Genomic DNA, 16,578 nt, shown 5'->3' with positions numbered 1-16,578 from the left:
CACACCTACTTGGTTTTTAATGCGGCAAGAGACGAATGAATCGACGTGATGTCGGAGCGGCAGAGATTCAGGCTGCCGTTCAAATGTCCGATCTGATCCTGGACGTCTTCTCTTAGATGATGAACGGAAGTGATATAGAATTGATAATCCGCCAGGGTTTCCGAATTCAATCGGTTGTCAAAAATTCTCCGATGGGCACCGTCCCATTCGTTTTGCGGATTATACAGCGAATGAAATTTATTGCGGTTGTCCACAAATGAAGACAGATGCTGATCGATTTTTGCAAGCAGCGCATGCAGCCTGTTGATTTTTGCTGTCAGTACCGATTCTTCCCCATAAAGGGATGAAAGGTTATGATTCAGATTCTGCCGGATTTGATCGGCAAGGCTCGCCAGCATCGGTCTTCCCTCCCTCTTGCAGGCTATTAATGAATCGCAAGTGATGCTGAATCCGCTTCATTCCATGAACTTGAAAAAACCGAAACTCCTGTCGGAGCCTCGGCATGATCGAAACAATTATCCGTTGATTTGTCCGGCAATATGCTGGTCGGTCTCTTCGAGGACGTTCGCCGCCTGCGCCAGCTGCCGGTCGATGTCCTCAAGAAGCTGCCGCATCTGCTGAAAAGACGGGCGCAGCCTCTCGTACTGATCCTTGAACGCCCGGCTTGAGGCGCCTTCCCAGACCTGCTCCAACTGATTGATCATCCCGTCCAGCCGCCCGATCAGCTCGCCCGTATTCGACGACTCCTGCCCGTACTTCGCTGCGTAGCTCCGAAGTTCTTCCGGAGTCAGCCTGATTTGTCCTGCCATCAATAAAGCCTCCTCGTTTTTGGCAAATGCTTGCCGGAAAATGCAGGGTCCAATCCGCGCCGCGGCGGATTGGCCGCTGAAAGCAAAGAATTCTGTTTAAAAAATAAACAGCTGCAGAATCAGATTCGTGTTTTCAGGAAAGCAACCCCTTTCCCATTTCTAATTAATATTATAGAAAAATGTGACAAAATATTGAACGGGAAAAAGTTCCTAAATTTCCGTCGATTTTTGCGCGATTCAACACTTATTCGACTGATTTCGACAGGAAATTGCGGGTCTTTTTTACCGGTGACCTTAATCCGTTCATCGATAAGCTGCCTTTAAATTTTTTCCCGTCTGTGAAATTTACGCTTGACTGTTTTCGCCTGTCTACCGTCCGCTTCCCGATCGCCCCTTTCTATCATGGCGAAAGGGACATAAAGCAAGACGAATTCAAGAAGCATCAGTGCTTCAAGCGAGAGAAGATGCCACGGCTGCGGTCCGAGAAAATCCATGACGGAGGACGTTTTCGGCCTGTTCACGAGATACAGATAATTGGCGCCCGTCAGCCGATCGAGGAAAAAGATACCTGCCCCGTATGCGGTAACAATCAGAAAAGTCGTCCACAATGAACGAAATGACGGCCGGTAATGCTCTACCGCAATCATCAGCAGGCAGGCGAGAATCATGCCGCCGTGTGCCGTGAAAAATTCGATGAAGAGAAAATGGGGAAACGCATAGCCGCTCAGATCCGGCGTCAGCAGCGCCTGCAGCGAGCTGCCGATGCCCGCAAAATAGAGGAAGGAAAAAAGATAACGGTTTCCATTGATCAGCAGCAGGATTGCCAGCAGTGCAGAAAGATCGCTCAGCTCAAGCGGAAGCGATGATCTCAGCGACCATTTGCCGGAATAAATGAGCCAGGCCTGATAGCTGATTTCCGCGAGAAGCAGTAAGGCGGCAAGCAGATAACGCAGCCCGTTCCGCCACGGCGCCGAACGGCGAATGTGTTTCCGAAAAACAAACAGAAGGATCGCCGCCAAAGCGATCACGGCAAGAGCCGCCAGATGTTCCGGTGAAAAAAGACGGAACGGTGTTTCATAAGGTTTTGTCTGAAAAAATTTTCCCATATTAATAACACCCCGATGCAAACGAATCGATCTTAGTCTGCCGCAGGGTGCCCTGTTTCATGTATTGTTCATCTGAAAATGCGGTCCGGATTTTTCTGCAAATTTACTCTTCCGTCCGTTGTTCTTTCGGCGCATGCGTCCGCTTCAAAAACAGCGAAAGAATAAATGAAGCGGCAGCGACAATCATCGCCGCCATAAACGCCCGATCCATGCCCAATACCAGTGCTTTCAGCGCCTGTTCGGGTGCCGCCGGATCAGAGGCGCCTTTCAAATAAGCCTGCTGGCCGGAAACCATGATGCCGACGAACAGCACCGTTCCGATGCCTGCGGATACCTGCTGCAGCGTGTTCATGATCGCTGTTCCGTGCGGGTACAGAGCTTTCGGCAGCTCATTCAGCCCCGTTGTCGATACCGGCATCATCACCATCGCCATCCCGATCAGCAGTACGCTGTATAGGATTACTATGTACAGCGTGCTTTCCGAGGCCGTCAGCCGGCTGAAAAGCCAGACAATCGCACCGATGATCAACAGCCCGGGAATGACCAGCCGTCTCGGGCCGAATGTATCGAACAGGCGGCCCATTAGCGGCGAAAGCAGCCCGTTGATCAGGCCTCCCGGTAAAAGAATCAGACCGGCGCTGAACGAAGTCAGCAAAAGCGCCTTCTGCAAGTAAAGAGGCAAAAGAATCATCGTCGAAAACAGAATCATCATGACCAGGATCAGGATGACTGTCGCCAGTGAAAACATTGGGTATTTAAAAGCACGAAGGTCAAGAATCGGCTCCGCAATCGTCAGCTGGCGCCAGATAAAAAGGAGAAGAGCTGCCAGACCGACGGCCAGGAAGATCAGGCCGGCCCGGCTGTTCTCAGCACTCGCACCAAGCCCGTATACCAGCCCGCCGAACCCGACCGTCGATAGCAGAATTGAAAGAATCTCTACTTTCGGCCGGGTCACTTCCGAGACATTTTTTAAATAGGCGATCGCAAACAAGATAGAAAAGAACGCCAGGGGGAGCACCAGGATAAACAGCCAGCGCCAGGACAATATGGAAAGGATCAGCCCCGAAAGAGTCGGTCCGATCGTCGGTGCGAACATGATCACTAGCCCGATCGTGCCCATTGCACTCCCTCTTTTTTCCGGGGGATAGATCAGCAGAATCGTGTTCATCATGACGGGCAGCAAAAGGCCTGAACCGACAGCCTGAATCATTCTTCCGACCAGAAGAAAGCTGAAATTCGCCGATACGGCACAAATCACCGTGCCGATCAGAAAGAACGACATCGCACTGAGGAACATCTGCCGCGTCGTCAGCCAGCCGGCAATCAGCGCAGTGACAGGCATCAGCATGCCGACCACCAGCATATAGGCCGTCGCCAGCCATTGCACCGTCGCTGCCGAAACATGAAAAGTCCGCATTAAATCGACCAGTGCAATATTCAGAAAGGTTTCATTAAGAATGGCGACGAAAGCGCCGATAATCAGTGCCACAGTAATGGGGCCCCTTTTGATTTCCCGTTCAGAAAGTGTCCCGATGTTTGTCATTTTATAAACTCCTCTTGTCGGAAATAATTATAGAGCTGAAAAAAGTTTGGCGAAACGGGGATGCTGAGCCGGCAATAAGCCTGACGGAAGCGAAAGGGAGCAGGGCCCGTCTCTTCGCCGGCTGACTGAGCGGACGCTGTTTTAGTAAAGATGTGCGCCCGTCACGATACGCTTTTATCGACGTTCAGTGCATCCATTTGATCCATCGTTTCGAAAGACAGTTCAAAATCAAAGATGTCCGCATTAGCGACAATGTGCTCCTCCTTTGTTGAACGCGGGATGGCAATCATCTCGTTTTGTATATTCCAGCGCAGGAGCACTTGAGCGACCGACTTATGATATTCTTCCGCAATCCTGTTTAAAACCGGATGGTCGAGCAGCGCTCCGCTGCCGAGCGGTGAATAGGATTCTACCCGGATCCCTTTTGCATAGCAATAATTTCTGAGCCCTATCTGCGTCTGCAGCGGATGCACCTCAATTTGGTTCACTGCCGGTACAACCGCCGCTTCCTGAAGGAGAGTTTCCAGATGATGCTGTCCGAAATTGCTGACGCCGATCGCCCGTGCCCGGCCGTCTCTATACAACCGTTCCATTGCTTTCCAGGTTTCCAAATAGTGATCCCCTATCGGCCAGTGGATCAGATAGAGGTCGATCGTATCGATGCCGAGTTTCGCTGTGCTGTCTTCAAATGCCCTCAGCGTCGCATCATAGCCCTGATCAACAACTTTAGTTGTAACAAACAGGGATTTTCTGAGGAGCCCCGACCGGCGAATTGCTTCGCCGACGCCGCCTTCGTTTCGATAAACGGCGGCCGTATCAATCATTCGGCAGCCTGCCTGCAGAGCGTACTGAACGGAATCAATGACCTCTTTGCCGTCGCGGATCTGCCAGACACCGAGGCCGAATCCCGGCATGCTCACACTATTATTCAATGTCACTGTATCGCTCAAAGATTTTATCATTTCGCCCTCCCCCTTCTTAATGAAATTTTCTCATAGATTAAGCAAGGAGAAAAGAAATAAACTCTTATAAATTTTGCATGATTAGAAATAAATTTTATCGAATATTCCTCAGCTCATGTATCCAGTCAGGCCGCGGCATGAAGAAGGCACGGATTCTCCCGAAAAGCGATCGTTTGGCACGAGCGCCAGTCTGTTCTTTTGAATGTTCATGCGAACGGCGCTTGATTCCGTTGAAGAAGAGGGATATTCTGCACGGACAGGCGTTTCCTGTCGGAAGCACCCGATCTTTTTCTTCGGACCGCTGTGTATCCCTGCGATCGTTGGCTAAAACCACCGGGAATTGCCGGCTTGTCATCAGAAAAAAGCAAAATATCAACAGTGACGTGCAGAAAATCTACAGCAGCAGCCAAAGAATCGACAGTAAACGGACTGAAATCAATAATTGTGAATAATCAGAACAGCAAGATCGTCCCTGATCAATGGCTCAGCCGCGTACGGAGAGTTTTATTAATTTCCGGCCGGATTCGCGGTTCTTCCAGCCAAATTCAAGGTCCTACCGGGTTCCTCCGACCGGTTTTCAGACTCTTCCGGCCGAATTCGGAGTTCTTCCGGCTAAATTCGGGGTTCTTCCGGCCGGTTTCAGGCTCCTTCCGGCCAAATTCAAGGCCCTATCGGCCGATTTCAGAACTCTTCCGGCCAAATTCGGGGTTCTTCCGGCCGATTTCAGGCTCCTTCCGGCCAAATTCGGAGTTCTTCCGGCCGATTCCGGGCTCCTTCCGGCCGAATTCAAGGTCCTATCGGCCGGTTTCAGAACTCTTCCAGCCGGTTCCCGGTGTTGGCACAGTTTTTCGACCATTGCACAAGTTTATTGATCGCGGAAATGCTCTCCGCCTTTCGAGAGATTGACGGTCTCAGGAAAAGCCGATCATTTTTTGATGGCACAGCAGGAAAAAGAGCTCAAGAGACACTCATATAATTTTTTATCACGCATAAAAATATCGGGAAAGACTTTATGAGGATCAAAGCCGGGCCGACAGACGCTCGGACGGGCCAGCGGGCACAAGAGCCTTGACGGAACAAAAAAGAGCGGCCGATTATCAATCTATTTCGGACGCTCTTTCATATAATAACTGACAATTTTTTATTCTTCATCGCTGAGCCGGCCAGAACCACGAACTGGATCGTGAAGACGAATCCTTACCGGAGTCCTCGTTCATCCCGACCAGCTGCGACGACAGGTCCATGAACCAGTCGCGGTCATAGGTAACCAGAGCGAGGTCGGCCATACTGCGTAACTGACCGCCCGTCGGCGGCAGGACCGGGAAGGGTTTGATCAGATAACCGAGCGTCTCAATTGTCCGTCCCACGGTCGATTCACGGTCGCAGGCAACGACGTGGACTTTTACCGTTCCTGTACCGGCGTTGTAATCGACAATATAGCCGTGCATGAGTTCCCCGTTTACCGTTCTTCCCTTTACCCAGTCGCCTTTTTTCCACTTCAGTTCCTGTTGCATCATCCTTCACCACCGATCCTGTTATTTATATAGTATATTTATTCAACTTGTCCTTGTGAGCCGAAACCGAAAAATGATCCGAAAATGAGGTATCCGGCCCACTCATTGTGCGCCTGATCTGTTCCAAGAGAGAATCAATGGTCCATCGCTCCAAATACGTTTCGAGCATTTCCTCGGCTTTGAGGAAAGCCTGATCCATCACCGACCGGACGCTCGCCAGTTCGGGATCGTCCGCCTCTTCTTCCGAACACCAGTTCAGTTTCAGCGCCTCGCACGAAACAGTCCGGTAAACATGCGCAAGCGTAACGTCCGCGGGAGAGAATCCGAGGCGATAGCCGCCGCGCAGCCCTTCTTTTGTCGTGACCAGCCCATTCTTCCGAAGAACGCTCATAATCTTGCGGACTCTCGCCGGATTGGTATGAACCTTTCTGGACAGCGATCCGCTGCTCCAGACATGATCCGGAGCACTCGCCAGCACAATCAGGCAATGCACCGCTATCGTAAACTCGCTATTCATACTATCGATTCCTCTATAAGAAGATTAATGTAATTATAATAGATACAGTTTATAAAATCAATTGTTCTGTTTGAAAAAAGTACAGTTGGAAGTCATTTACTGATTGAATTCCGGAAAGTTCAGAAATGGATCGCCCGGAAACGCTTAAAACTCAGTAAAAAGCCGGAAGGCCCTTCTTTTCGGCACAGGCTTTTCTTTTCATACAGAGGACCTGCGCAAAATGAGAAAGCGCAGTCAGCGGTGGCCGATCCGTTCACCCTGCACATTCACCAGTCTGTCCCTTTGCCGGATCCGTACGTCCTCTTTGCTCTCCGTGTCAGTTATTCAGCATCTTCCTGCCAGCCCTTGCAGACGTCCACCCACTTTTTCGCCCGGCCGAAGGTATACAGCTCGTCGATTTTCAGCTCAATCGCCGAATTGCCGCTGCCGCACGCAGGGAACACAGTTTCGAACCGTTTCAGCGACTCGTCCATAAATACCGGCCACTCATTCTTCAGTCCGAACGGGCAGACACCGCCGACGGCATGGCCGATCAATTCTAATGTTTCATCCGAAGACAGCATGTGCGCCTTGAAACCGAAAGTGCCACGGAATTTTTTGTTGTCGATTTTCCCATCACCGGCCATAACAACGAGCATGGCGCCTTCCTTATTTTCTCCGCGAAAAGCGAGTGTTTTAGCGATACGTTCCGGTTCGACATGAAGATGTTCGGCCGCCAGGTTTACAGTCGCACTGGAGTCTTCCAACTCAATAATATCCTTGTCCCGGCCGAATTGTCGGAAATAGGATCTGACATCATCAACAGACATGGCCCGTCCTCCTTATCCAATCAATAGTTTTGGCGTATCCTGCAGGTTTGCCTGCATCCTATGTAAATTTTTTGCTTAATGAACAGTCTAACAAATTCACTGACCCTGTCAATAAAAGCCGGCTGGCAGAATTTGAGACAGCCGTTATTTTATATTTATTCCCAATCATTTGGCCGGCAGGACCCGCCGGCCTTCAAATTCGAAAAAAGCGGCGGCTCCTGAGAAAAATTCCGGGAGATCCGAGACATGTTTCGTACAAAATTCAAAATTTTTCGGATCAGCATCCCCTTTTGCAAATTGCCGGGATATATAATAAATTAAGTGTATAATCAGTGTCCGCTTTATCGTGATAAAAATTTTTGACTAGCCGAGAAGGGACGGTATCATGACAACGTATTACACAGGAAAAGAAATCTGCGGCAAGTACAGCGACATTGAAAATGACGACTTTGGGACGGATGCCCATCGATTCATTTTAACTGCAGTAGCCAAAGAAACATTGTATGAAGTGCCCTGCCCGTTCAGCAGCAACGGACGAAATCTCCTGACCTTTAAAGAATGGGAGGAGCACCCGGAAAACTATGATGGTTATCATACCGACAGCATTCAGAAAATGATCGAGTATATAAAAAAGGGCGGAACGATGCCGCCGATGATTGTTAATAAAAATCTGGGCCTCTACGACGGCCAGCACAGACTCACCGCCTACAGTATGATCCCCGAAATAAAGGAAGTTCAGATCTACAAGGAGGTGTGATCCGTATCGGAAACGCGGGAAAAAGGCAGTCCGTCGTTCCCGATCTGAAAAAACGGAGCTGAAATATGCTTCGCTTTTTTCTGTGCGGCCGAGATAATTATTTTCAGCCTGGACAGACTCATTTTCCGTTCCTTATTACAATGACAGCCTCTCTTAGGAAGAATAATTCCATCGGTGCCGGCAAATAGTAATTCCTGTAATCATCAAAAGGAGGTATGAGGATGGACGCACAGCGGGCTCAGGAAATTGCCGGGTCGCCGATTATGGTGAATGTGACTCATAACGGGACCCCCGTTTATATTCAGCACGTCGATGAGAGCATGCAGACCGCCCGGATTTATCCGCTTGACAATCCGGGAAATGAGCGTGAAGTTTCTGTCGCAAACCTGCAGGAACATGAATAAATGAAAAGCACCCGCCGCCGCGATTTTGGCTGCGGAAAGTTATAGAAACCCTGCAGGCCGGCTTCCTGCCGAATGCCTTTTAACATTTGTCGGTCCAAAAGACAAATAAAACACATATTTTTAGTATGAATGTGTATTGACATAACGGCGGCCAGTGGTATGATATTAATCAACAAATTAATAAAGTGAATTCTTATCCAGAGCGGCGGAGGGACTGGCCCTATGAAACCCGACAACCAGCACATGATTGTGTATGGTGTTAATTCCAGGAGCACGGATCCGTGTTCAGAAGATGAGAAGGAATAAAAAGCAGGCCTTCTTCATCTTGACGGCTTGTTTTTTAATTTTAAATTACAAATGAGTTAAAGGAGGCGGATGGCAGCAATTCACTTCAGACAGAAAAAATCGGAAAAGGAGGTGAACCGCACGATGCTGGCATTGAAAAACATCCATAAGTCGTTCAACGATCATGAAGTCCTGAAGGGCATCGATTTAGACATTAACAAAGGCGACGTCGTGACCATTATCGGTCCGAGCGGCACCGGCAAAACGACCTTGCTGAGATGCGTCAATTATCTGGAAAAACCCGACGAAGGAGAAATCGCCTTCACAGATTTCCAGCTGAACTGCCGGTCCGTCAAAAAAAAGGACATTCTTCGGCTCCGAAGAAAAACGGCAATGGTTTTTCAGCAGTACAATCTATTTAAAAACAAAACAGCCATTGAAAACGTCATGGAAGCACAGATCGTTGTCCGGAAAAAAAGTAAAAAAGCCGCTTATGAAAGGAGTCTGGAAGAATTAAACAGAGTCGGGCTCGCCGACAAACTGGACGCCTATCCTTCCCAGCTTTCCGGCGGCCAGCAGCAGAGAGTCAGCATTGCCAGAGCCCTGGCAATGGAACCGGAAATCATTCTTTTCGACGAACCGACGTCGGCGCTTGATCCGGAACTGGTCGGCGAAGTATTAAACGTGATTGATAGTATTGCAAATTCGGGCGTGACGATTCTGCTTGTTACTCACGAAATGGCCTTTGCCCGGACCATTTCGACAAAGGTCGTGTTTATGGATCAGGGGAAAATCGTTGAAGAAGGGCCGCCTTCTCAGATTTTCAACCATTCTAAAGAAAAAAGGACCCGGGAATTTCTCAGTCATTTTAACAACAGCTACAAAAAAATTATAACAGCAAAGTGAGTGGAAGAACAATGAAAAAGATTTCAGCCGCCGTACTTGTTTTCATCCTTTTATTTACACTGGGCGCTTGTTCGAACAGTTCATCCGGCGCAAACCAGTCCTCATCTTCATCGAAGTCGTCCAGCGTAAAAACCGTTCAAATTGCCGTCCCGACGGCCGAAAAACCGCTGAGCTATACGGAAAACGGAAAACTGACAGGCTATGAGGTTGAGATATTAAGAAAAATCGATACAAAGCTGAAAGACTACAGTTTCAATATTCAAAGCGTCTCTTCGAACGCTCAGCAGATCGGCCTCGATACAGGCAAATACGATTTGATTGCCGAAGGATTTTTTAAAAATTCCGTGCGTGAACAAAAGTATCTGATTCCGAATGAAAGCGACGGAGCAAGCTTGATCAAAATTTATACGAATGACGCCAATCAATCCATTACGAACTTTTCGGATCTGGTCGGCAAAAAAATCGCTCCGGTCGACGCCAACGGGGGCATATACAATATTTTAACGGCCTACAATACTCAGAATCCTTCGAAAAAAATCGACATTCCGACATCGGACACCGGCCTTTCGACAGCCGACCGGCTTAAAGAAGTAGCTGCCGGAAAATATGACGCCTCGGTTCTTCCGTCCAATCTGGGTGAGGCTCAGATTATTAAACAACTGAACTTAAAGATTCATACTTCTGCCCCGGTAAAAGTAATCCCGACCTACTTCCTGCTCTCGAAAAAGAACGAAAAGCTTAAAGAAGCCGTTGATTCAGCCTTAAAGCAGCTGAAGAGCGATGGGACGCTTTCCGCACTGTCGAAGAAGTATTACGGAGAAGATGTTTTTCAATACAAAATAACCAACTAATTGTATCGAATTACATTGCAATAGGTAACGGAAATCTGTCACTATTTTATTGAACATTCTCACAGCTTCAGAAGGGATACAAGCGAAGATGGATATTGGCTACATGATCAAAATACTGCCCGGTTTTATTGACGCCCTTCCATTAACGCTCGCCGTTATTGTCTGTTCCGGGTTAATCGGATTATTATTAAGCATACTTGTCACAGGTATCCGAATTAAAAAAGTCAAATTTTTCAGTCCTCTGATGGAACTATATATTTCTTTCACAAGAAGCACGCCTATTCTGCTTCAGATGCTTCTTGTTTATTACGGGCTGCCGGTTGTCCTGTCTTTAATCGGCATGAACATCAATTATTGGAGCGGCATATTTTTTGCCATAGTGACCCTTGTCTTTCATTACGGCGCCTATCTTTCGGAAATTCTCAGGCCTGCCTATCTGGCCGTCGATAAGGGGCAGAAAGAGGCCGCTGACAGTCTCGGTTTTACGCCTTTTCAGACACAAATCCGGATCATATTCCCCCAGGTTCTGCCGATCGCATTGCCGGGTTTGGGAAATGCTTTGATTTATTTGATCCAGGATACATCCATCTTATTCATTATCGGCGTGGTCGACATTATGGGTACGGCAAATAATCTGATCTCCAACGATTTCGGCTCAAGGCAGATTGAAGTCTTTCTGACCGTCGCCTTAATCTATTGGGCCATTTCTTATCTAGCGGACAGGTTTATCAATTTTTTTGAAGCCAGAACGGCAAAGTATCATCTGGAAAACGGAATAAAACGATAAGGAGAAAAGTCTTGTTCGAACCCAACATCTTTTTTCAGGACTTTTCAGGGATATTGACTATTGTCCCTTATACATTAGGGCTTGCACTTTTGATTTTATTTTTCGCAATCCTGATCGGAGGCATTTTGTCGCTCATTGATCAATATAAGGTCCCTGTCCTGTCCCGGGTCACAGCCGTGTGCATTTCTTTTTTAAGAGGAACGCCGCTGCTTGTCCAATTATATTTAGCGTACTACGGCCTGCCGAAAATTTTTCTTTATTTTGCGGAATTGTTGAATCTTAGGTTCGATCCCAATCAATTTAATCCGGTCATTACGGTGATTGTCTCTTATTCCATCTGTTTTTCGGCTTTTCAGTCGGAAATCATACGAGGAGCATTTATGGCGGTCAGCTACGGACAGATAGAAGCCGCCCAATCCCTCGGATTCAGCTCCGTTCAGACCTTAAGAAGAATTGTCGTCCCGCAGGCCGTCATTGAAGCACTGCCCAACTTTTTAAACTCATACCTATCGATTATAAAGTCTCTGTCTTTGGCTTTCATGGTTTCCGTTGTCGATATATTGGCGAAAGCAAAACTTGAATCCGCGTTAAACTTTCGCTATCTGGAATCTTATGCCGCAGCCGCTGCCGTTTATTGGCTGCTATGCGTGTTCCTGACTGTTGTTTTCAGAAAATATGAAAAAACGTTAAGAAAAGAAGCCTGATTTCTTATAAAAGGGAGGACAAGAGCATGAACCGATTCGAACGTATTAAAGCCGCGTTAAACTTTGAAGATGTGGACCGTATTCCCGTAAATTTATGGATGCATTTTTCCGCTTATGATCAGAATCCAAAACTGCTGGCTGAGAAACAAGTGGCATATGCCAGAAAATATGATTTTGATTTTATTAAACTGGCTCCGTTCGGTTTATACGGAGTGGAAGACTGGGGCGTCGAAATTGAATATTTTAACAAAATTAACCAACCGCCCACTGTCAGACGTTATGCAATTGAGTCGGCCGACGACTGGAAAAGGCTTGAAGTGCTTCCTGCCATTTACGGAACGTATGGAAAGCAGCTGCAGCTTTCCCAGCATGTCAGCAAACTGGCGAAGAGAGAATTCCCGTTTGTCCAGACGATTTTCAGCCCACTGACGACCGCCCATAAACTGGCGGGAGACCGGCTGTTCCTTGATATTAAGGAAAATCCCGCAGTTGTCAAACAGGCGCTCGATGTGATTACGGAAACGACGATCAATTTTGTTAAAGCCAACATTGAAGCCGGTGTCAGCGGATTTTTCTTTGCCACGAAATCTGCGACCAAAGATCTGTTCACGGAGGACGAATACAAAGAATTCGGTGTGCCTTACGACTTGAAAGTGATTAACAGTTATAACAAACAGACGTTCTTCAATATTGCGCACATTCACGGACCGAACAATCTGTTTCATCTGATCGCAGCCTATCCGGTGAATTGTCTGAACTGGCATGACCGCTGGGTTTCTCCTTCGCTTGCAGAAGCGAGAAAAATAACAGACAAGTGCCTTCTGGGCGGCATTCGGGAGGTTCCGTATTTCGATGAGAATAACCGGATCGTCCGAAAAAGCCTGCTTGTGAACGGTACCGTCAGTGAAGTGGAGAATCATGTGAAAGAAGCGATTCGTGAAGTAAACGGCAAGGGGCTCATTCTGGGACCCGGCTGTGTTGCCGATCAGGAAGCGTCCGAAAAAAATATTTATGCCGTGAGAAGGGCTGCCGTGCCCGGCAAAGCGAAACCCGCATCCGAGGCCACGACTGCCTGATGCCGATTAACCGGCAGCTTTGGTTAAAAGAAACCGTAAAGGAGCACGGTAAAAATGGCACATACACACGGCGGGCCTATATATTCTTACGGAAGCGCGGGCGAAAACATTTCTGGAAATAAGGAGGCAAGGACAAGGAGCGGACTGATTATTTCCCTGATCGGGCTGCTGGCCATAGCACTTTTTCAGGCGGCGGTTGCTGCGATATCGGACAGCACGGCGTTGCTGGCCGATACGATTTACAATTTCGGCAATCTGCTGACATCGATTCTATTATGGGCCGCTTTTTCACTCAGCCGCCGCCGGCCGACAAAGCGTTTCACATTCGGTTTTAGGCGTAGTGAAAATCTCGCGGGCTCAATGATCGTTCTTGTAATCTTTTTCAGCGCCGTACTTGCCGGCTATGAATCGATCGGAGGATTATTCGCCGGATCTTCTCCATCGCACCTCGGCGCAGCAGCCATTGCCGCCGCTGCCGGATTTATCGGCAACGAAGCAGCCGCTGTCTGCCGCATCCGGGCGGGAAAACGGATCGGAAGCGCGGTGCTGATCGCGGACGGCCGCCGTGTGCGGATTAACGGCTGGACTTCTCTCGCCGTATTGGCGGGGATTTTGGCGACATGGCTGGGCTATCCCGTCATTGATCCGATCATCGGCCTGATCATCGCTTTCATGATTCTGGTTACTGTTAAAAATGCAGCACGGACCGTTTTCACACAATGGCTGAACGGAATTGATCCGAAATACATTGAAACCATTGAAAAGACGGCCGCCCGGGTCGACGGCGTCCGGCATGTAAGAGATGTTAAGGCGCGCCGCCAGTTGGGCCATCGAATCGTTGCCGAACTGAGCATCACGCTTCCGTCCGATTCTTCCGTCAGAGAAGGGCATGCCATTGTACGGCAGATCATCCATCGTCTGCGGCATGAAATTGAACACCTGTCTGCCGTGCAGATTCATGTTGAACCTGCCGAAGAGCAGGGCGTATCCTTTCATACTCATAAATGATCGTCCGCGGACACGATCACACGGCGCGTCCTGTTTATCAGAGGAGCACCCCAATGTCTAAGGGTGCAGCCGAAAAAACGGGCTAGGCATGGTTTATCCGTCCGTTTGCTGGCCCGGCAAGCCGGCGTGATGAAAACAAATACCTTAAGGGGGCAAACGGCTGGTGCCTGAAATTAAAAAAAGCGGCAGGAAAAAAGCAGGCGAATCCGGGTTTGACGCATTGCTGAGGCAGGTCCGGAAAAAATATCCTTATGATCCGCAAAGACAGATCGAATTTTTCAGAAGTGAACAAAGCAGCGCCCGATTTGAATTAATCGGCCTGTTAAAAGTGCTGGAAATGCATCTGGGCGAGGAACATAAAACTTTTGAAATCAGCAGTGAAAGTATGGACTGTATCTTCCGCTCATTAATTGATCTGGCAGTCCATCTGAAGGAAGGCCTGCCCGACGGAGTCTATGAGTATACCCTCGGTAACTTAAAAGAGATAACCGATTCTATTTTAAAACAAGGCACAGATGCCGACGCCGTCAGACGCTTCTCCAAAAAATGCCTCCCAGCATCCGCTCTGCCCGGATCTAATCTGTTCCTTTAAGGAACAAACCGGCCTGATCCGCATTTGCATGCAGAAAAGATGGTCCCGATAAAACGGGATCATCTTTTCTGCGCTATCGGACACTATCATCGGTACCACGGGAGCGCAGGAAACTGTGCACACGGCCGGAACCATTGAGGCGTTGCGGCGGCGGACATTCCCGGCGAACCTTCTTCTCTTCCCGTCCCGGGCTCTTCCGGCCCCAGATCGATCATTCCAAGTATCCTGCTGCAGTGCTCACGATAATAAGTCCATTGTTTTGACCGGGGATCGTATACGTTCATGCCGACCCTATCCGTCGCAGGATTAAGAGACAGCAGCCTGATCGTCAGCATTTCTGCAGAACCGGCGAGCCCCACTCGATAATAATGGCCCGTTCTTCCGAGATTGATTTCGTTTTGAACGGCTGCGGACGGCCGCAGATCAGCCGGCCGCCTGCAAAAATCATTCCGATTCCGAAACCTGCCGCGGCAGTTATTCACGCAAACGTCACCTACCTACCCATTTTTTACTAATGTATGCCGGACAGATTCACGGGCATGGGCGCCTGTTCCCGATATCAATCAAGAGCCGGAATTTTACAAGAAAGTGGCTGCTCATAGGCCGTGCTCATGAAAGCGATTAAAAGTAAAGCAGTACGCAAAATGTCTATCGGGACGAATACCTTTTGTCATTTTTTTAAAATAGCAGTCTTTTCCTTTAAAAACTGCTCCATTCAGAACGATTTTTGGCATTGAGCATCACTTTTTTTAAATTTGCCATTCTCGCGATTTTCTGATGATCAGGGTACTGTTAAAGAGTATTGTAATTTGAATTAAGGAAGTGATCTCCAGTTGATTGTAAAGGAAAGAAATCCACCCCGAATTCTCCAGCAGATACGCGCTTTAAAAAGCCGAATTCCCAGCCATCATCCTCAATTTACTGAAATCAGTCGCAATGAAACAAGAAGGTCAAGTGGGTTTAAAGGTGAAGAATCCCTCGATTATTTTTTTACTGATCTGGCAACTGAAAAAGATTATTTTATCTTTCACGACCTCCGCCTTTCCTTAAACAATACTTTTTTCCAAATGGACACTCTTATTATGAATCGCTGTTTTCTATTAATTATTGAAGTGAAGAACATGGCGGGTACACTCTACTTCGATCCGGTCTTCAAACAATTGATCCGGGCGCTTAATGGCAGAGAGGAAGGGTTTTTCGATCCTATTGCACAGGTCGAGCGGCAAAAAATGCAGCTGACCCGCTGGATGAATTTACACCAATTGCCGCCGATCCCGATTGAATCTATGGTTGTCATAAGCAATCCTTCTACAATTATCAGAACTGAGCCCGGAAATTCCGCAGTTCCTCAGCGAGTCACTCATATACATCAAGTACCTGAAAGAATTCAAACGATCAGATCCACGTATTCGGAAGAAAAAATGACTTTGGCCGAACAAAAAAGAATCAGTCATTATTTAATAAAATATCACACTCCTTCCGATATCAATATTCTGAAAATGTATCAGATTACTGAAGCTGATTTAATCGCAGGCGTCCATTGTCCTTCTTGTCGTGCAATTCCGATGCAACGAGCCAATGGGACCTGGCACTGTCCCTCCTGCGGCTGCAAATCGAAAAATGCACATGTGCAGGCACTACACGACTACTTTCTGCTTATCTGCCCTGCAATAACTAATGAAGAATTCCGAAAATGGACATACTTAAAGTCCAGTAAAACTGCTTATGAACTCTTGCAAAAAATGAACCTTCCTGTATCGGGAAACAATCGACGTCGATTATATCATCAACCGATCGGTTTCGATAAATGATCTTGCTTATATCTTTTATGCTTCAAAATAACTTCCTTTTTTCATTAGAGCAATTCTCGATTCTTTCCGGGCGATTCTCTCTGCACAAGGCGATTTCAACTCTGATCGGGGCGATTCTTCTCTTTTTTAGGGCGATT

Annotated in this window: 19 protein-coding genes and 1 riboswitch; of the genes, 10 read left to right on the top strand and 9 right to left on the bottom strand. The window is 47.9% G+C overall.

Annotated elements, in window-relative coordinates:
• Positions 1 to 5: 5 nt before the first annotated feature.
• The 8 genes from Q6A92_RS16315 to Q6A92_RS16280 form a co-directional block, all read right to left on the bottom strand.
• A complete protein-coding gene (locus Q6A92_RS16315) occupies positions 6 to 398 on the bottom strand; it encodes a YwqH-like family protein (RefSeq protein ID WP_332238739.1) in 393 nt (130 codons plus the stop codon).
• Between the two features lie 117 nt (positions 399 to 515).
• Positions 516 to 809: a WXG100 family type VII secretion target gene (locus Q6A92_RS16310; protein WP_274401180.1), complete on the bottom strand. Its 294-nt coding sequence runs from the start codon at positions 807 to 809 to the stop codon at positions 516 to 518.
• Positions 810 to 1,129: 320 nt separating this feature from the next.
• A complete protein-coding gene (locus Q6A92_RS16305; RefSeq protein ID WP_332238738.1) occupies positions 1,130 to 1,915 on the bottom strand; it encodes a YwaF family protein in 786 nt (261 codons plus the stop codon).
• Between the two features lie 103 nt (positions 1,916 to 2,018).
• Complete coding sequence (locus Q6A92_RS16300) at positions 2,019 to 3,458, bottom strand: MDR family MFS transporter (RefSeq protein WP_332238737.1); 1,440 nt, start codon at positions 3,456 to 3,458, stop codon at positions 2,019 to 2,021.
• Positions 3,459 to 3,619: 161 nt separating this feature from the next.
• A complete protein-coding gene (locus tag Q6A92_RS16295) occupies positions 3,620 to 4,420 on the bottom strand; it encodes an aldo/keto reductase (RefSeq protein ID WP_332238736.1) in 801 nt (266 codons plus the stop codon).
• 1,148 nt (positions 4,421 to 5,568) lie between these two features.
• On the bottom strand, positions 5,569 to 5,937 hold the full coding sequence (locus Q6A92_RS16290) for a hypothetical protein (RefSeq protein WP_274401184.1): 369 nt from the start codon (positions 5,935 to 5,937) through the stop codon (positions 5,569 to 5,571).
• Positions 5,938 to 5,959: 22 nt separating this feature from the next.
• Positions 5,960 to 6,451, bottom strand: a complete 492-nt coding sequence (locus Q6A92_RS16285; RefSeq protein ID WP_274401185.1) for an RrF2 family transcriptional regulator — start codon at positions 6,449 to 6,451, stop codon at positions 5,960 to 5,962.
• Positions 6,452 to 6,771: 320 nt separating this feature from the next.
• Positions 6,772 to 7,260 (bottom strand): YbaK/EbsC family protein, encoded by a 489-nt coding sequence (locus tag Q6A92_RS16280; protein ID WP_332238735.1) that lies wholly within the window; start codon positions 7,258 to 7,260, stop codon positions 6,772 to 6,774.
• Between the two features lie 385 nt (positions 7,261 to 7,645).
• On the opposite strand from Q6A92_RS16280, the gene Q6A92_RS16275 reads away from it, so the two are divergent.
• The 9 genes from Q6A92_RS16275 to Q6A92_RS16235 all read left to right on the top strand — a co-directional run bounded on the left by Q6A92_RS16275 (position 7,646) and on the right by Q6A92_RS16235 (position 14,630).
• Entirely contained in the window at positions 7,646 to 8,017 is a 372-nt protein-coding gene (locus Q6A92_RS16275; RefSeq protein ID WP_274401187.1) for a ParB N-terminal domain-containing protein, read from the top strand.
• 221 nt (positions 8,018 to 8,238) lie between these two features.
• Positions 8,239 to 8,421, top strand: a complete 183-nt coding sequence (locus tag Q6A92_RS16270) for a small acid-soluble spore protein H (protein ID WP_332238734.1) — start codon at positions 8,239 to 8,241, stop codon at positions 8,419 to 8,421.
• A gap of 190 nt (positions 8,422 to 8,611) precedes the next feature.
• Positions 8,612 to 8,720, top strand: a riboswitch (SAM riboswitch).
• Between the two features lie 130 nt (positions 8,721 to 8,850).
• Positions 8,851 to 9,612: an amino acid ABC transporter ATP-binding protein gene (locus tag Q6A92_RS16265; RefSeq protein WP_332238809.1), complete on the top strand. Its 762-nt coding sequence runs from the start codon at positions 8,851 to 8,853 to the stop codon at positions 9,610 to 9,612.
• A gap of 11 nt (positions 9,613 to 9,623) precedes the next feature.
• A complete protein-coding gene (locus tag Q6A92_RS16260; protein WP_332238733.1) occupies positions 9,624 to 10,463 on the top strand; it encodes a transporter substrate-binding domain-containing protein in 840 nt (279 codons plus the stop codon).
• 88 nt (positions 10,464 to 10,551) lie between these two features.
• Positions 10,552 to 11,250 carry an amino acid ABC transporter permease gene (locus Q6A92_RS16255; protein WP_274401190.1) on the top strand — a complete coding sequence of 233 codons (699 nt, stop codon included), beginning with the start codon at positions 10,552 to 10,554 and terminating at the stop codon, positions 11,248 to 11,250.
• An 11-nt stretch (positions 11,251 to 11,261) separates the two neighbouring features.
• A complete protein-coding gene (locus Q6A92_RS16250; RefSeq protein WP_274401191.1) occupies positions 11,262 to 11,954 on the top strand; it encodes an amino acid ABC transporter permease in 693 nt (230 codons plus the stop codon).
• Positions 11,955 to 11,980: 26 nt separating this feature from the next.
• Positions 11,981 to 13,030 carry a uroporphyrinogen decarboxylase family protein gene (locus Q6A92_RS16245; RefSeq protein ID WP_274401192.1) on the top strand — a complete coding sequence of 350 codons (1,050 nt, stop codon included), beginning with the start codon at positions 11,981 to 11,983 and terminating at the stop codon, positions 13,028 to 13,030.
• A 54-nt stretch (positions 13,031 to 13,084) separates the two neighbouring features.
• Positions 13,085 to 14,038: a cation diffusion facilitator family transporter gene (locus tag Q6A92_RS16240; RefSeq protein WP_332238732.1), complete on the top strand. Its 954-nt coding sequence runs from the start codon at positions 13,085 to 13,087 to the stop codon at positions 14,036 to 14,038.
• A 163-nt stretch (positions 14,039 to 14,201) separates the two neighbouring features.
• A complete protein-coding gene (locus tag Q6A92_RS16235; protein ID WP_332238731.1) occupies positions 14,202 to 14,630 on the top strand; it encodes a hypothetical protein in 429 nt (142 codons plus the stop codon).
• Positions 14,631 to 14,716: 86 nt separating this feature from the next.
• On the opposite strand, the gene Q6A92_RS16230 is transcribed toward Q6A92_RS16235, so the two are convergent.
• The gene (locus Q6A92_RS16230) at positions 14,717 to 15,112 is read right to left on the bottom strand and encodes a hypothetical protein (RefSeq protein WP_332238730.1); all 396 of its coding nucleotides are present in this window, start codon (positions 15,110 to 15,112) and stop codon (positions 14,717 to 14,719) included.
• Between the two features lie 351 nt (positions 15,113 to 15,463).
• Here Q6A92_RS16230 and Q6A92_RS16225 point away from each other — a divergent pair, with 351 nt between their 5' ends.
• Entirely contained in the window at positions 15,464 to 16,441 is a 978-nt protein-coding gene (locus Q6A92_RS16225; RefSeq protein WP_332238729.1) for an NERD domain-containing protein, read from the top strand.
• The last annotated feature ends 137 nt before the right edge of the window (positions 16,442 to 16,578 follow it).

Source organism: Sporolactobacillus sp. KGMB 08714, assembly GCF_036598985.1.
Taxonomy (GTDB): Bacteria; Bacillota; Bacilli; order Bacillales; family Sporolactobacillaceae; genus Sporolactobacillus.
This window is presented reverse-complemented; position numbering and strand designations above follow the sequence as displayed.

Excerpts from the sequence above, each read along its gene's own strand:
- Q6A92_RS16300 (WP_332238737.1), bottom strand. The coding sequence starts at position 3,458 with ATGACAAACATCGGGACACTTTCTGAACGGGAAATCAAAAGGGGCCCC.
- Q6A92_RS16270 (WP_332238734.1), top strand. The coding sequence starts at position 8,239 with ATGGACGCACAGCGGGCTCAGGAAATTGCCGGGTCGCCGATTATGGTG.
- Q6A92_RS16240 (WP_332238732.1), top strand. The coding sequence starts at position 13,085 with ATGGCACATACACACGGCGGGCCTATATATTCTTACGGAAGCGCGGGC.
- Q6A92_RS16275 (WP_274401187.1), top strand. The coding sequence starts at position 7,646 with ATGACAACGTATTACACAGGAAAAGAAATCTGCGGCAAGTACAGCGAC.
- Q6A92_RS16315 (WP_332238739.1), bottom strand. The coding sequence starts at position 398 with ATGCTGGCGAGCCTTGCCGATCAAATCCGGCAGAATCTGAATCATAAC.
- Q6A92_RS16245 (WP_274401192.1), top strand. The coding sequence starts at position 11,981 with ATGAACCGATTCGAACGTATTAAAGCCGCGTTAAACTTTGAAGATGTG.
- Q6A92_RS16255 (WP_274401190.1), top strand. The coding sequence starts at position 10,552 with ATGGATATTGGCTACATGATCAAAATACTGCCCGGTTTTATTGACGCC.
- Q6A92_RS16295 (WP_332238736.1), bottom strand. The coding sequence starts at position 4,420 with ATGATAAAATCTTTGAGCGATACAGTGACATTGAATAATAGTGTGAGC.
- Q6A92_RS16290 (WP_274401184.1), bottom strand. The coding sequence starts at position 5,937 with ATGATGCAACAGGAACTGAAGTGGAAAAAAGGCGACTGGGTAAAGGGA.
- Q6A92_RS16260 (WP_332238733.1), top strand. The coding sequence starts at position 9,624 with ATGAAAAAGATTTCAGCCGCCGTACTTGTTTTCATCCTTTTATTTACA.
- Q6A92_RS16280 (WP_332238735.1), bottom strand. The coding sequence starts at position 7,260 with ATGTCTGTTGATGATGTCAGATCCTATTTCCGACAATTCGGCCGGGAC.
- Q6A92_RS16285 (WP_274401185.1), bottom strand. The coding sequence starts at position 6,451 with ATGAATAGCGAGTTTACGATAGCGGTGCATTGCCTGATTGTGCTGGCG.
- Q6A92_RS16305 (WP_332238738.1), bottom strand. The coding sequence starts at position 1,915 with ATGGGAAAATTTTTTCAGACAAAACCTTATGAAACACCGTTCCGTCTT.
- Q6A92_RS16310 (WP_274401180.1), bottom strand. The coding sequence starts at position 809 with ATGGCAGGACAAATCAGGCTGACTCCGGAAGAACTTCGGAGCTACGCA.
- Q6A92_RS16265 (WP_332238809.1), top strand. The coding sequence starts at position 8,851 with ATGCTGGCATTGAAAAACATCCATAAGTCGTTCAACGATCATGAAGTC.